We start from the raw sequence: 14,522 nt of genomic DNA, 5'->3' as shown, positions 1-14,522 counted from the left end.
AGCGTCCTTCGCTTCATCTCACGCGGCGAAGGACGCTTTCACCCCATCGGCTGCGGGGAAAATCCCTTTCAGCCCCCGCTAGGGAACGGGGATCACGACACGGATGACGCAGCCCGGCCGCTGCTCGGGCGTGACGACGGCGATGCTGCCGTCGTGGAGGTCGACCACCCATCGCGCGATCGCGAGACCGAGGCCGGTGCCCCCGCCGCCCGCCCGCTCGCCGCGGGTGAACCGTTCGAACACGCTGTCCCGCTCCCCCGGCGGGATCCCGGGGCCTTCGTCTTCGACCTCGATGACGACGTCGGCCTCGCGAGCCTCCGCCCGCACGCGGACCTCTCCCCCGGCGGGTCCGTGCCGGACGGCGTTGTCGAGCAGGTTGACCACGACCTGGTAGAGCCGGCCGCGGTCGGCGACGGCGGTCGCGCCGGGCGGCTGGACGTCGACGGCGAACCGCACGCCACGGCCGGTCGCGCCGGCGGTCACCCCCGCTTCGGCGGCGACCTCCTCCAGCAGCAGTTCGAGATCGAACTCCTCCAGCTGCAACGGGAACGCGCCCGCGTCGATCCGCGAAAGGTCGAGGAGTTCCGAGACCAGCCTGCCGAGCCGTTCGGTCTGCTGCAACGCGGTCTTCAACGTCGCCGGATCGGGTTCGGCGACCCCGTCGACCAGGTTCTCCAGCACCCCGTTCAGCGCGGTGATCGGCGTCGGAGTTCGTGGGAGACGTTCGCGATCAGCTCACGGCGGCGCTGATCCGAGGCGTCCAGGTCGGCGGCCATCTGGTTGAAGGCGTGCGACAGCTCGCCGACCTCGTCGCGGGCGGTCGCCCGGACCCGCCGGGTGTAGTCGCCCTTGGCCATCGCGCGTGCGGCCGCGGTCATCTCGCGCAGCGGCCTGGTCATCCCGTGCGCCAGGATCTGCGACGTGACCACGGCGAGCACCATGGCGGCGATCGTGGTCCGCGGCGGCAGCCAGCCGATCTGCCAGTTGAAGAAGGCGAACGCGATACCGCCCGAGGACACCAGCAGGATCGCGAGCTTGAGTTTGATGGAACGGACCGGGTCGAGCGGTCTCGGGAGCGCGTCGACGACGCGGCTGAGCAACGGGCGAAGCTTCACGATCCCACCTCCAGGGCGTAGCCGACGCCGTGCACGGTGCGGATGAGGTCCGCGCCCAGTTTGCGGCGCAGCGCCTTGATGTGGCTGTCGACCGCGCGAGTACCCGAACCGGTGCCCGCGACGTCCCAGTCCCAGACCTCGCTCAGCAGACGTTCCCTCGGTTGCACCGCCCTCGGACGCTTCGCGAAGTGGACGAGGAGGTCGAACTCGATCGGCGTCAGCTGGGCCTGGATGCCCGCCCGCGTGACGCGCCGCTGGTCGACGTCGATTTCGAGGTCGCCGAGCACGATCTTCGTGCCCGCTTCGCTCACGTCGGTCCGGGCCGATCGCTCGACGCGGCGCAGCAGCGCGTGCACCCTCGCCGAGAGCACGCGCATGGAGAACGGCTTGGTGAGGTAGTCGTCCGCGCCGACGCCGAGACCGATCAGCATGTCCGTCTCGTCCGAACGTGCGGTCAGCATGAGCACCGGGACCGGGCGGCGGGCCTGGATCCGGCGGCAGACCTCGAGCCCGTCGAACCCCGGCAGCATCACGTCGAGCACCACCAGGTCCGGCTCGCGCTCGGCGTCCGTTTCGACGCCGGAAGGGCCGTCGTGCGCCAGGTCGACCGAGAATCCTTCGGCCCGCAAACGCGCGGCGATGCTCTCCGCGATGGTCACGTCGTCCTCGACGACCAGCACCCGGCGTCCTCCCAGTTCCATGGGGACGACTGTAGGCATCGGCCGTGGAGGCCATCCGGGTGAGCTGTGGAGATCCTGTGGAGATGTTTCAGCCGGTTTGCCGGATTACTACGCCGGCGTATGTGACGCAGGTCATGCACTCCGGACCCTTCGAACGCAATCGACAGTCTGCGCTCCGACGCCATCAACAGTGAACAGTCTGCCAGTCCCACCCGCGCGGCGCGGGCGAGCACGATTCCGCAATGGAGCCGACGGCACGCGGAACACAGCACGTGCATCCTGATGGCCGGGTGGAACTCGGCGAGGTCAAGTCCTTGAAGGACAGCCGCTTCTACAACGAAGAACTCGCCCCGGTCCCGGTCGAAAAGCGGACCTGGACCACCTACACCTATTTCGCGCTGTGGATGGGCATGGCGCACAACATCCCGTCCTACGCGCTCGCGGCGTCACTGATCGCGCTCGGGATGAACTGGGTACAGGCGCTGCTCACGATCACCATCGGCAACCTGATCGTGTTGATCCCGATGCTGCTCAACAGCCACGCCGGGACGAAGTACGGCATCCCGTTCCCGGTGTTCGCCCGCGCCTTCTTCGGCATGCGCGGCGCGAACCTCGCGGCGTTGCTGCGCGCGTTCATCGCGTGCGGCTGGTTCGGCATCCAGACCTGGGTCGGCGGCGAGGCGATCTACATCATCGTCGGGCGGCTGGCGGGCTCCGGCTGGAAGGACTCCGCCGTCGTCCTCGGCCAGCACTGGACGCTCTGGCTCTCCTTCGGCCTGTTCTGGCTGTTCCAGATGCTCATCATCTGGCGCGGGATGGAGGCGGTCCGCCGGTTCGAGAACTGGACGGCGCCGCTGGTCTCGGTCGGCTTCCTGATCCTGCTGGGCTACGTACTGGTCAAGGCGGGCGGGCTCGGCCCGATCCTGGCCGAACCCGGGAAACTCGGCTGGGGACCGGACTTCTGGAAGGTGTTCGCCCCGTCGCTGATGGCGATGATCGCGTTCTGGTCGACCCTTTCGCTGAACATGCCCGACTTCACCCGGTTCGGCGGCAGCCAGGGCAAACAGGTCCGCGGCCAGATCCTCGGCCTGCCGACCACGATGACGTTCATCGCGATCGTGGCCATCCTGACCACCTCGGGCGGCAGCGTCCTCTACGGCGAGCAGATCTGGGACCCGGCGAAACTGGCCGACCGGTTCGACTCCCCGATCGTCGTGGTGGTCGCGCTGATCGCGCTGGTGCTGGCGACCGTGTCGGCGAACCTCGCCGCCAACGTGGTCAGCCCGTCCTACGACTTCTCCAACGCCTTCCCGAAGAAGATCACCTTCGCGGTCGGCGGGCTGATCACCGGGATCATCGGCATCGTCATCCAGCCCTGGCGGCTCTACTCCGACCCGAACATCTACATCTTCGCGTGGCTCGGTTTCTACGGCGGCCTGCTGGGCGCCGTCGCCGGGGTGCTCGTCGCCGGCTACTGGGTGGTCGACCGCACCAAGCTGCGCCTGCGGGATCTCTACACCGAACGCGGCGCCTACTGGTTCAACGGCGGCTGGAACTGGCGCGCGCTGGCCGCGACGCTGGTCGGTGCCGTGCTCGCGGTCGGTGGCGCGTACGGCGGGCCGTTCCCCGCCGACGGGCTGATCCCCTTCCTCAAACCGCTCTACGACTACAACTGGGTCGTCGGCCTGGCGGGCGCTTTCGTCGTCTACCTGCTGCTGGCCCTGCCCGAACGCAACCGCACCGCCGATCCAGAGGAGGAAGCAAGTGAGCGACCTGGTCCGAGCCGGATTGATCCAGCAGCGGTGGACGGGTGACAAGGAGTCGATGATCAGAGGCGCGGTCGAAGCCATCGGCAAGGCCGCCTCGCAGGGCGCGCAGGTCGTCTGCCTGCAGGAGTTGTTCTACGGCCCGTACTTCTGCCAGGTGCAGGACACCGACTACTACTCCTACACCGAAGGCATCCCCGACGGGCCGACGACGAAGCTCATGCAGGAGGTCGCCGAACGGCACGGCGTCGTGCTGGTCGTACCGATGTACGAGGTCGAGCAGCCCGGCGTGTACTACAACACCGCCGCGGTGATCGACGCCGACGGCACCTACCTCGGCAAGCACCGCAAGAACCACATCCCGCAGGTGAAGGGCTTCTGGGAGAAGTTCTACTTCCGGCCCGGGAACATGGGCTACCCGGTGTTCGACACCGCCGTCGGCCGCATCGGCGTCTACATCTGTTACGAGCGGCACTTCCCGGAGGGCTGGCGCGCACTGGGCCTGGCCGGGGCGAAGATCGTGTTCAACCCGTCGGCGACCAGCCGGGGCCTGTCGGAGTACCTGTGGCGGCTGGAGCAGCCCGCGGCCGCCGTCGCGAACGAGTATTTCGTCGGCACGATCAACCGCGTCGGCGTGGAGCCCTTGGGCGACAACGACTTCTACGGTCAGTCGTATTTCGCGGACCCGCGCGGCCAACTCGTCGGCGAAGCCGCGTCCGACACCGAAGAGGAGATCGTCGTCCGAGACCTCGACATGGGCGAACTCGCCGAAGTACGGGATCTGTGGGCCTTCTACCGAGACCGCCGTCCCGACAGCTACGGACCCCTCGCGGAGGCGTGATGACCACCCTCATCAGCGGCGGCCGGGTCCTGTCCACGGCGGGCGCTTCAGCGGCGGACGTCCTCGTCGACGGCGAGACCATCTCGGCGGTCGGCGCGCCCGGCACGCTGGGACCGGCCGACGAGACCATCGACGCCACCGGGAAGTACGTGCTGCCCGGTGGGATCGACGCGCACACCCATATGGAGATGCCGTTCGGCGGGACGCATTCGGTCGACACCTTCGGCACCGGGACGACGGCGGCGGCGTGGGGCGGGACCACCACGATCATCGACTTCGCCGTCCAGGCCAAGGGCACCTCACTCCTGTCCACTATGGACAAGTGGCACGAGAAGGCCGACGGCAACTGCGCCATCGACTACGGCTTCCACATGATCGTCTCCGACGTCAACGACTCGTCGTTGAAGGAGATGCAGGCGTGCGTCGACGGCGGGGTCGGCAGTTTCAAGATGTTCATGGCGTATCCAGGGGTCTTCTACTCCACGGACGGCGAGATCCTGCTGGCCATGCAGAAGGCGCGCGAGATCGGCGCGACGATCATGATGCACGCGGAGAACGGCATCGCGATCGACCAGCTGGCCGCGCAGGCGTTCGCCGCCGGGAAGATCGACCCGGTGCAGCACGGGCTCACCCGGCCGCCGGAGCTGGAGGGCGAGGCGACCTCGCGCGCGATCCAGCTGGCCAAGGTGACCGGGGCGCCGCTGTACATCGTGCACCTCTCGGCGTCGCAGGCGCTGGCCGCTGTCGCGGAAGCGCGCGACAACGGGCAGAACGTCTTCGCGGAGACGTGTCCGCAATATCTCTATCTGTCCATCGAGGACTTGGCGAAGCCGGATTTCGAGGGTTCGAAGTACGTCGCCTCTCCCCCGCTACGCGAGAAGTCGCATCAGGCGGATCTGTGGCGAGGGCTGCGCACCAACGACCTCTCGGTGGTGTCGACGGATCACTGTCCCTTCTGTTTCAAGGACCAGAAGGAACTCGGCCGCGGCGACTTCCGCGCGATCCCCAACGGGATCCCCGGCGTCGAGCACCGGATGGACCTGCTGCACCAAGGCGTCGTGGCGGGCGAACTCACCCTCGGCCGCTGGGTCGAGACCTGCTCGACCACCCCGGCGCGGATGTTCGGGCTGTACCCGCGCAAGGGTGTCATCGCGGCGGGTTCGGACGCGGACATCGTCGTCTACGACCCGGCCGCGAAGCAGACCCTGTCGGTCGAGACGCACCACATGAACGTGGACTACTCGGCCTACGAAGGAATGGAGATCACCGGCAAGGTCGAGACGGTGCTTTCGCGCGGCCGCGTGGTGGTGTCGCCGTCCGGCTTCTCGGGCAGTACGACGCACGGGAAATTCCTCTCGCGCGACCTGAACCAGTACCTGAACTGAGGCGGTGGCCGTGGACTTCGGGATAGTTCTCCAGACCGACCCGCCCGCACGCGACCTCGTGCGGCTGATGAAGGCCGCCGAGGGCCAGGGGTTCCGCTACGGCTGGACGTTCGACTCGTGCGTGTTGTGGCAGGAACCGTTCGTCGTCTACTCGCAGATCCTCGCGGCGACGTCGTCGATGATCGTGGGCCCGATGGTGACCAGCCCGGCCACCCGGGACTGGTCGGTGATGGCGTCGACCTTCGCCACACTCAACGACATGTACGGCAACCGGACGGTGTGCGGGATCGGCCGCGGCGACTCGGCGCACCGGGTGGTCGGCATGGCACCGTCCACTTTGGCCACCGTGCGCGACTGCATGCACGTGGTCAAGGAACTGGCCGAAGGACGCGAAGTCCTGTTGCGGGACAAGCCGGTCCGGATCCCCTGGATCCGCAACGGCAGGCTCGAAATGTGGATGGCGGGGTACGGGCCGAAGGCGCTGAAAACGGTCGGCGAACACGCCGACGGCTTCATCCTGCAGTGTGCCGATCCCGCGATCGCCCGGTGGACCATCGGCTCCGTCCGCGAGGCGGCCCGCGCGGCGGGGCGGGATCCGGGCGGGATCACGATCTGCCTCGCGGCCCCGGCGTACGTCGGCGACGATCTGGCGCATCAGCGGGAACAGCTGCGCTGGTTCGGCGGAATGGTCGGCAACCACGTCGCGGATCTCGTGGCGCGGTACGGCGATTCCGGGCCGGTGCCGCGGGAGCTGACCGACTACATCCGCGAGCGGGAGGGCTACGACTACTCGCACCACGGGCGCGCGGGGAATCCGTCGACCGACTTCGTACCGGACGAGATCGTGGACCGGTTCTGCCTGCTCGGGCCATCGTCGGCGCATGTGGAGCGACTGGAGGAACTGGCTTCGCTCGGTGTCGACCAGTTCTCGCTGTACCTCATGCACGATCAGCGGGAGGAAACCCTCAAGCGATACGGCTCCGAAGTCATCGGCCGCTGACCCTCGCAATTAGTCACCTACTTGCGGCAGTTTCGCGCGCAAGTAGGTGACCAATTGCGTGGGGGGTCAGCTGAACCAGGCGGCGAGGGCCTCGCGCAGGCCCTCGGTATCGGCATCGCCCGCCCAGGCGACGTAGCCGTCCGGGCGGATCAGGAGGACGTCGGCAGGCCGGTCCTCCGCCTTCGCGGCGTGGACGTCGACGCCCGCCGCTTCAGCGAGTTCGCTCAGTTCCGGCCGCCCGGCGAGGTCGAGCAGGACCGGCCGCGCCGGGCGCAGCAGTTCGGCGACGCTGGTCGCGCCCTGATCGGTCTCCAGCGCGAGATCCGGGACGAACGTGCCGGCGAGCGCGTGCCCGGAACCCGGCATCGGGTACCGCAGGTCGGTCCCGGCGACGTGGGCGGACAGCCGTCGCGCGGCCTGCTCGTCGTCCAGCAGTTCCTGGAACACCGAGCGGAGCGCTTCGGCCGCTTCGTCGTGCCCGCGCCGCAACGCGACCTGTGCCTGGGACTGCAGCAGCGCACGAGCACCGGCGGCGTGCCGTTCCGCGTGATAGGTGTCCAGCAGTCCTTCCGGCGCCCGGCCCTGGATCTCGGCTGCCAGTTTCCACGCCAGGTTGACCGAGTCGGACATGCCGACGTTGATCGCCGTGCCGGTGGAGGGCAGCAGGTGGGCCGCGTCCCCGGCCAGCAGGATCCGGCCCTCGCGGTAGCGCTCGGCCTGGCGGGCGGAGAACTGATAGCGCGAAAGCCGGACCGGTTCGCCCAGCGGGACGTCCCCGCCGAGCACGCGGCGGATGCTGTCCCCGAGTTCGGCCAGGGTCATCGGCACGTCGTCGTCGACCTCGCCGGGATCGTCCTCCGTGGTCTGGATGAACAGGATCCCCGGCGTCAGCGAACCGAGCGCGAACACGCCGGTGCCGGTGCGGGTGAAGCCCGCCTTGATCCGGCCCAGTTCCGGCGTTTCGATGTCGCCGTCGTCGTGCACGGTCAGCCCCTCGGGGATCTTGACCTGCCCGATCCGGTTGACCTCGGGATAGGTGGTGCCGGGGAACCCGATCCCGGCCATCGCACGCACGGGGCTGCGGCCGCCGTCGCAGCCCACCAGGTACGGGGCGGTGACCTCGTACGTCCCGTCCGGGCCGCGCACCTCGGCGGTCACCGACTCCTCGTCTTGGCGCACCCCGACGACCTCGTGCCCGCGCCGCACTTCCGTGCCGAGCCCGGTGGCGTGCTCCTCCAGCAGCCGCTCCAGCGACTGCTGCCGCACCGAAAGCGCCTTCAGCGGGGGCTCCTCGAAGCGGGTGAGGTCGACGTGCACCCCACCGAAGGGGAAACGGTGCGGCGGGACGGGATCGGTGACAAGTCCCCGCACCCCGTCCAGCAGGCCGCGATAGTGCAGCAGGTCCAGGATCTGCCCGCTGAGGCCGTGGGCCTTCGGAGTCTTCCCCTGTTCCGGCCGCCGTTCCAGGACCAGCGGGCGCGCACCGGCCAGCCGCAGTTCGGCGGCCAGCATCAGACCGGTCGGGCCGGCACCCACGATGATCACGTCGACGTCCGTCAAATCTTCACTCCTGTTCGGCCTGTTCTGGCTACGGCCGAGGATTCTGCGGCACCACGGGGGTCTTGCCGCAAGCCCCCCGGTGCGCTATATGTTGAACATGGAGGGGCTTGCCCCACCACGTTTCCGGGTACGCGCACCAGGGTTCGCGCGCCCGCGAGGCGGGACGCTGGGCCGGTGACCACCATCGGAGTCCGCACCGCAACTCTGCTCACCCTCACCGCACTCGCCGCCGCCACGATCGCGCCCGCGGTCTCGGCTGCCCCGAAGGGTCTCGCCTGGGGTCCCTGTCCGGCCGGATCGCCACCGGGCCACGACTGCGCCGAACTCGAGGTTCCGTTGTCCTACCAGGACCCGGGCGGCCCTCGGATCACCATCGCGCTCGGCCGTCTCCCGGCGACGGACCAGAGGCACAAACGCGGCACCCTCTTCACCAACCCCGGCGGCCCCGGAAACCCGGGCCGCTTCAGCAAGTTCCAGACCCCGTCGCTGCATCGGCAGTTCGATATCGTCGGCTTCGACCCGCGCGGTGTCGGTGCCGGCACGCCGGTTCGCTGTTTCACGTCCGAAGCAGAAACCGAGCCGCTCAAACGGATTCTGGGTACTTTTCCGATCACCACCGAACAGGAGACCCGGCATTTCGCCGACGTCCGTGAGGTCGCCGCCTTGTGCGGCCGCAACGCCGGGCCGTTGCTGGGTCACCTGTCGACCACGAACGTCGCCAGGGACCTGGACAGGTTGCGCGAAGCCGTCGGCGAGCCTCGTCTGCGTTACTACGGGCTTTCCTACGGCACGTATCTCGGCGAGGTGTACGCCAACCTGTTCCCGCATCGCGTCGGCGCCTTGGCACTGGACGCCGTCGACGATCCGATCGCCTGGTCCACCGGCCACCGGCCGGAGGACGCGAACATCCCGTTCAGCACCAGGCTCGGCGGCTTCCGCGACGCGGACCGCGCGCTCCAGGCGTTTCTCGACACGTGCGCGGCCGACACACGGTGCGCGTTCCGCGAGCCGGGGACGGACTTGCGGGCCAAGTACAACGCTCTGCTGGACCGGCTCGAAGCCACGCCGGGAGCGATCACCTATCAGGACGTCATCCGGCGTACCCACAACGCGCTGACCGACGAGGCCAACTCCCCCGCGCTGGCGGAATTCCTTCAGTCCGCGACGAATCCCTTAACGGCGAAGGCCATCGCGACACCTTTCGACTCCGCGCTGGGCGGCGGCGGGACGATCTGCGCGGACACCACGAACCCGCCTGACCCGGCGGCCTGGCCCCGCGCCGCCCGCGCGGCCGATCGGGAGAGTCGCGGTTTCGGTTCCTACGACGCGTATCTGTCCCTGCCGTGTGCCTTCTGGACCGCCTCCGACCCGGCACGCCACACGGGACCGTGGAACCGGCCGACCGCGCCGATCCTGTTGCTGGCCAACGGAAAGGGTGACCCGGAAACGCCCTACGCCGGGGCGAAGCGGACCGAACGCATCCTCGGCGACGCCCGGCTCCTGACGCTGGACGCCTGGGGACACGGCGCCGCGAACCGCAGCGCCTGTGTCGACGCGGCTCTCGACGCCTATCTCTCCTACGGACGTCTTCCGGCGCGCGGCACCGTCTGCGCCCCGGATCACGCGCCTTTCGACGCCAGGTAAGCCAGGGCGGTGTCCTCGTCGGTGAGCCAACGGGCGTAGTCGACGGGATCGGAGAAGATGTTCGCGAACCGGCGTGCCACCTCGGGCGCCGTCTGCGCGGCTTCCAGCGTGGCCAGCACGTGATCCGGCGGCGGAGCGAGCAGATCGTTGCTCAGCCGGGTCGCGTGCCGCGCTTTTTCCCAGTATTCGGCGAAAGTACCGCGCAGGAACGCTTCGTCGAACGGACGGTCACCGTGGTCGAGGATGCGCCGTTCGTAGACCGCGGCCGCGTGCGCCGCCATGTTCGCGCCCTGTCCGGCGATCGGGTCGTTCGTCACCGCGGCGTCGCCCATCGCCAGCACCTTCGCCCCCGACGGCAGCGTCCCGACCGGGTCGCGCACGATCGGCAGGACCCGGCCGCGCAGGACGTCCAGTGGCCCGCTGGGGCGAGCGCCGGCAAGCGACTCCTCGACCCACGGGAACTGCCCGCGCAGCAGCGTCATCGCGAGTTCGAAATGCTCGTCGAGGCCGGTGACGCCGTCCCAGACGTCCATGGGCCCGCCGGGCACGCCGAAGAACCCCAGGCCGAAGACGGGCCCGCGCACGGACTGGATCGGCAGCCCGAACAGTTCACCGGCCTGGGAGAGCCCGAACGTCAGGCCCGGATATACCGGAAGCGGCTCGTCCCGGCCGGAGACGAGGTACATGATCCCGATGGTCCGCTGCGGCTCGCGGTGCGGGGAACGCGCGTCATCACGCGAGAAGAGGGCGTCGAACTGCGGACCCCGTCCGGCCGCGACCAGCACGAGGTCGAACTCGCGGGCGTACTCCTCCAGCCCGTCGGGAGTCACCTTGCCGATCCGCACTTCGCCGCCGCGTTCGGCGAAGGCGGTCAGCCAGGCGGACACCTTGACCCGCTGATCGACCGACTGCGCGGGATGGTCGAACCGGGCCTGCCACGAGACGGCGGGCTCCGGGGAGTCCCCGGCGAGCCCGAACGACGCGCCGAGGATCTCCGGGGCCTCCCCGTCCCAGAAGTTGATGCCCAGCGCGCGTTCCCGGGTCAGCGCGGGGTGGAACACGCACTGGTTCGAGATGAGCCTGCCGTCACGGATCGTTTCCGCGTCGCGGTCGGTGACCACGGTGACGGCGTATCCGTGCCGCTGCAGGCCCAAGGCCAGGACCAGTCCGGCTTGACCGGCCCCGGCCACCACGATCCGGCGCATGGCTCCCCCCTCAGTCGACCAAGGCTTGATACACCAGGTTGCGCAGTTCGACGCGGATCGGATAGGAGGACGACGGCAGCAACTGGGTGAAGAACAGCACCGTGACGTCCTCGTCCGGATCGACCCAGAACGCGGTGCTCGCCGCACCGCCCCAGGCGAATTCCCCGGCGCTGGCGAGGGTCTTCGCCTTCACCGGATCGTCGAGTACGGAGAAGCCCAGCCCGAAGCCGAAACCGTGGTACGGCGCCTCGGAGAACCCGGTCCGTCCGTAGGTCTCCAGATCCACGCCGCCGGGCAGGTGGTTGGTCGCCATGAGCCGCATCGTGCGCGGGCCGAGCAGCCGGACGCCGTCGAGTTCGCCGCCGCGCACCAGCATCTGCGTGAAGCGGTGATAGTCACCGGCGGTGGAGACCAGCCCGCCGCCGCCCGAGAAGCACGAGGGCGTGACGCGGCCGACGGCGCCCATCTCGTCGTGACGCAACGGCGCCTTGGTGCCCGGATGCGGCACGTAGAGCGCGGCCAGCCGGTCGAGGGCACCGGGGTCGGCCTGGAAACCCGTCTCGTGCATACCGAGTGGGGCGAAGATCCGCTCGGCGAAGAAGGTGTCGAGGGATTGCCCGGAGACGACCTCGACGAGTCTGCCGAGGATGTCCGTCGCGACCGAATAGTTCCATTCCGACCCCGGCTGGAACAGCAACGGCAGTCGCGCGATCGCCTCGGAGACACCGGCCAGATCGAGCCCCGGCGCGGTGCCCCAGTCGAATCCTGCCCCCCGGTAGACCGCGTCGACCGGATGCGTGCGATGGAACCCGTAGGTGAGCCCCGAGGTGTGGGTGAGCAGATGCCAGAGCCGGATCGGTTCGGTCGCGGGCACGGTCGCCATCTTCACCGGCGAACCCCCGGCGAAGACCCGCGGTTCCGAGAACTCCGGGAGCCAGCGGGAGATCGGATCCTTGAGGTCGATGAGCCCCTCTTCGACGAGCATCATCGCGGCGACCGACGTGACCGGTTTGGTCATCGAATAGACGCGCCAGATCGTGTCGGTCTCGACCGGCAGCCCGGCCTCGATGTCGCGCTGCCCGTTCGCCGCGAGATGCGCGACCTTCCCGTTCCTGGTCACCACGGCCAGATACCCGGGGAGCAGGTTCCGCTCCAGGTATCCGTCGAAGTGCTTGTCGATCCGGCGCAGCCGCTCCGCGTCGAAACCCACCTCGGCCGGGTCGACGTCCACCTTCAGCTCGATCATGCGACCGAGGCTACGCGTTCCGCTCGGCCTGTTTCTCCAGTCGCCACGCCTCATCGGTCTTCCCGATCCGCCAGTACCCGGAGATCGACAGCAGGTCGCGCCGCATCCCCCGGTCGTCCAGCAGATGGCGACGCAGGTCCCGGACGAACCCGGCCTCGCCGTGGACGAACGCCTGGACGACACCTTCGCGCCACTCGAGCGCGCGGACGGCGGCCGCGAGATCGTCGCCCCGGCTCCGGTGCAGCCAGGTGATCCGCGCGTCGCCCTTGGTGGTCAGCGGCTGCTCTTCGGCGGCGTCCTCCACGAGGATGAACGCGTGCACGGGAACGCCCGCCGGCATCGCCTCGAGTGAAGCGGCGATCGCCGGCAAGGCGCTCTCGTCACCGGCGAGCAGATGCCAGTCGGCCTCCTCGCCCGGCGCGTACGCCCCGCCGGGTCCGGAGATGAGCAGTTCGTCGCCGGGTTTCGCGGCGGCTGCCCACGGCCCGGCGACACCCTCGTCACCGTGGTGGACGAAGTCGAGCACCAGTTCGCCGAGATTCGGGTCGAAGGCACGGACGGTGTAGGAGCGCATCCGCGGCCACTGCTCGCGCGGCAGTTCTTCGCGGACACGCGCCAGATCGAACGGTTCGGGATAGGTGACGCCGGGCACCCGGAAGTGCACCTTGACGTAAGCGTCGGTGAAGTCGTTGGGCTGGAACGAGGCGATCTCTTCGCCCCCAGCGACGATCCGGACCATGTGCGGGGTGATCCGCTCGGTGCGCAGCACCCGTAACCGGGTCGCCGACACCGCTCTCCGCGCCTCGGCCATTCACGCTTCCTTTCCTGGGTTAGGTGAACCTAACCGAGCGTACGCCTCTCCCCGCCCGACGGGGCGCCCGCGGCCGGATCGCTCACCCGGGTGTTCTGGAAGGACGCGACGCGCCAGCCGTCGGACTCCTTCACGAGCACGTACGTCAGCGTCGATTCGCGGCCCGGCTCGGGCTTGCCTCCCGACAGCGACGACCCTCCGCCGGACACGGCGATGGCGACGTCCGGCCGGACGAACCGGACCTTGGGCTCACCACCGCCCGCCACCAGTTTCGACCCCTTGAGCGGTCCCTCGAACAGGGCCCGGTGCGCGCTTTCGATGGTCGCGCGGCCGGGCATGTTCATCCCGAAGAAGGTCACATAGTCGGCGTCTTCGGTGAAGTGCGACGCGTATGCGGCCGCGTCCCCGGCGTTCCACGCGTCGGCGAGCTTGCTCAGCACGGCCAGGACTTCGATCTGTCGTTCGGTCACGGCTTCCTCCAGTTGGACGAACAGCGTTCGTTTGACGAACACCGTTCTACAGACGAACAGTGTTCGCGTCAAGTAGAGTTCCCGGCGAACCCCGGATCAGGAGGCGAACGAAGTGAGCAGGCCCCGGCGTCGCGCCGAGAAACCCGTGCTGTCCCAGGACCTCGTGGTGAAGACGGCATTGGACCTCCTCGCCGCCGAAGGGCTGGAGGCGGTGAGCATGCGGCGCGTGGCCCAGGCGCTGGAGACCGGCCCGGCGTCGCTCTACGCCCATGTCGCGAACAAGGAAGAGCTCCACGAGCTGATGGTCGACCACGTCCTCGACTTCGGCCCGTTCCCGGAGCCCGATCCGCGGCGGTGGGTCGAGCAGGCGAAAGACCTGCTGCGCGAGAACGTGCGCGCGCTGACGTCGTTCCCCGGGATCGCCAAGATCGCGTGGACCATCCCCGTCCCGGTCGGCGCGAACGCCTTGCAGCAGGCCGAAGCGATGCTCGCGGTGCTGCGCGCGGGTGGCCTCGACCTCAAGCGGGCACTGTTCGCCGCCGACGCGTTATGGCTCTATGCCAAGGCTTTCGCCTACGAAGGGGCCGGCTGGCAACACGGCGACATCAACCTGGCCGAACAGGAGGAGCGCGGCAGGCGGATGGTCGAGTACATGACATCGTTCCCGCCCGGCGCTTTCCCGAACCTGCTGGGCGCGCGCGAGTACTTCACCGCGGAGACCGCGCAGGAACGGTTCGAGTTCGCCATCGACCTGTTCCTGCGCGGGTTGGCTTCCACCACCTCGTGAGTGGTTAGGACG

General features: G+C 68.9%; 12 protein-coding genes and 1 pseudogene. 6 read left to right on the top strand and 7 right to left on the bottom strand.

Going from position 1 to position 14,522, the window contains the following annotated elements; translation table 11 throughout:
- Window positions 1–78: 78 nt before the first annotated feature.
- Both H074_RS35085 and H074_RS35080 read right to left on the bottom strand, forming a co-directional pair.
- Window positions 79–1,115, bottom strand: a pseudogene (locus tag H074_RS35085) (HAMP domain-containing sensor histidine kinase).
- Window positions 1,112–1,795 (bottom strand): response regulator transcription factor, encoded by a 684-nt coding sequence (locus H074_RS35080; protein ID WP_007034843.1) that lies wholly within the window; start codon window positions 1,793–1,795, stop codon window positions 1,112–1,114. Before H074_RS35080 ends, H074_RS35085 begins: the two are co-directional and overlap by 4 nt.
- A 242-nt stretch (window positions 1,796–2,037) precedes the next feature.
- On the opposite strand from H074_RS35080, the gene H074_RS35075 reads away from it, so the two are divergent.
- From H074_RS35075 to H074_RS35060, 4 genes are read left to right on the top strand one after another with little or no spacing between them, the layout of a single operon-like run.
- Complete coding sequence (locus tag H074_RS35075; RefSeq protein WP_007034842.1) at window positions 2,038–3,609, top strand: NCS1 family nucleobase:cation symporter-1; 1,572 nt, start codon at window positions 2,038–2,040, stop codon at window positions 3,607–3,609.
- Window positions 3,560–4,402, top strand: coding sequence for a nitrilase-related carbon-nitrogen hydrolase (locus H074_RS35070; protein WP_007034841.1), 843 nt, complete (start codon window positions 3,560–3,562; stop codon window positions 4,400–4,402). Before H074_RS35075 ends, H074_RS35070 begins: the two co-directional genes overlap by 50 nt.
- Window positions 4,402–5,787: a dihydropyrimidinase gene (gene hydA, locus H074_RS35065; RefSeq protein WP_007034840.1), complete on the top strand. Its 1,386-nt coding sequence runs from the start codon at window positions 4,402–4,404 to the stop codon at window positions 5,785–5,787. Before H074_RS35070 ends, hydA begins: the two co-directional genes overlap by 1 nt.
- A gap of 10 nt (window positions 5,788–5,797) precedes the next feature.
- Complete coding sequence (locus tag H074_RS35060) at window positions 5,798–6,787, top strand: TIGR03842 family LLM class F420-dependent oxidoreductase (RefSeq protein WP_007034839.1); 990 nt, start codon at window positions 5,798–5,800, stop codon at window positions 6,785–6,787.
- Window positions 6,788–6,853: 66 nt separating this feature from the next.
- Here H074_RS35060 and H074_RS35055 read toward each other — a convergent pair whose 3' ends face one another.
- A complete protein-coding gene (locus tag H074_RS35055) occupies window positions 6,854–8,347 on the bottom strand; it encodes an FAD-dependent monooxygenase (protein ID WP_007034838.1) in 1,494 nt (497 codons plus the stop codon).
- Between the two features lie 174 nt (window positions 8,348–8,521).
- Here H074_RS35055 and H074_RS35050 point away from each other — a divergent pair, with 174 nt between their 5' ends.
- Complete coding sequence (locus H074_RS35050) at window positions 8,522–9,991, top strand: alpha/beta hydrolase (protein WP_007034837.1); 1,470 nt, start codon at window positions 8,522–8,524, stop codon at window positions 9,989–9,991.
- Here the strand turns inward: H074_RS35050 and H074_RS35045 are convergent.
- Genes H074_RS35045 through H074_RS35030 form a run of 4 tightly spaced genes read right to left on the bottom strand, consistent with a single transcriptional unit; the run spans window position 9,967 to window position 13,723 of the window.
- Window positions 9,967–11,196 (bottom strand): styrene monooxygenase/indole monooxygenase family protein, encoded by a 1,230-nt coding sequence (locus H074_RS35045; protein ID WP_007034836.1) that lies wholly within the window; start codon window positions 11,194–11,196, stop codon window positions 9,967–9,969. The two genes, H074_RS35050 and H074_RS35045, sit on opposite strands and share 25 nt — an antisense overlap.
- A 10-nt stretch (window positions 11,197–11,206) precedes the next feature.
- The gene (locus H074_RS35040) at window positions 11,207–12,442 is read right to left on the bottom strand and encodes a serine hydrolase domain-containing protein (RefSeq protein ID WP_007034835.1); all 1,236 of its coding nucleotides are present in this window, start codon (window positions 12,440–12,442) and stop codon (window positions 11,207–11,209) included.
- A 10-nt stretch (window positions 12,443–12,452) separates the two neighbouring features.
- On the bottom strand, window positions 12,453–13,253 hold the full coding sequence (locus tag H074_RS35035; RefSeq protein WP_007034834.1) for a siderophore-interacting protein: 801 nt from the start codon (window positions 13,251–13,253) through the stop codon (window positions 12,453–12,455).
- Between the two features lie 29 nt (window positions 13,254–13,282).
- Window positions 13,283–13,723: an SgcJ/EcaC family oxidoreductase gene (locus H074_RS35030; protein ID WP_039924187.1), complete on the bottom strand. Its 441-nt coding sequence runs from the start codon at window positions 13,721–13,723 to the stop codon at window positions 13,283–13,285.
- Between the two features lie 112 nt (window positions 13,724–13,835).
- Here H074_RS35030 and H074_RS35025 point away from each other — a divergent pair, with 112 nt between their 5' ends.
- The gene (locus H074_RS35025) at window positions 13,836–14,510 is read left to right on the top strand and encodes a TetR/AcrR family transcriptional regulator C-terminal domain-containing protein (protein WP_007034832.1); all 675 of its coding nucleotides are present in this window, start codon (window positions 13,836–13,838) and stop codon (window positions 14,508–14,510) included.
- The last annotated feature ends 12 nt before the right edge of the window (window positions 14,511–14,522 follow it).

Source organism: Amycolatopsis decaplanina DSM 44594, from assembly GCF_000342005.1.
GTDB lineage: Bacteria > Actinomycetota > Actinomycetes > Mycobacteriales > Pseudonocardiaceae > Amycolatopsis > Amycolatopsis decaplanina.
Note: the sequence above shows the minus strand (reverse complement) of the source record. Positions and strands in the feature narration are given on the sequence as shown.

Coding starts and splice junctions, on each gene's coding strand:
- H074_RS35075 (WP_007034842.1), top strand. CDS start 2,038: ATGGAGCCGACGGCACGCGGAACACAGCACGTGCATCCTGATGGCCGG.
- hydA (WP_007034840.1), top strand. CDS start 4,402: ATGACCACCCTCATCAGCGGCGGCCGGGTCCTGTCCACGGCGGGCGCT.
- H074_RS35045 (WP_007034836.1), bottom strand. CDS start 11,196: ATGCGCCGGATCGTGGTGGCCGGGGCCGGTCAAGCCGGACTGGTCCTG.
- H074_RS35040 (WP_007034835.1), bottom strand. CDS start 12,442: ATGATCGAGCTGAAGGTGGACGTCGACCCGGCCGAGGTGGGTTTCGAC.
- H074_RS35035 (WP_007034834.1), bottom strand. CDS start 13,253: ATGGCCGAGGCGCGGAGAGCGGTGTCGGCGACCCGGTTACGGGTGCTG.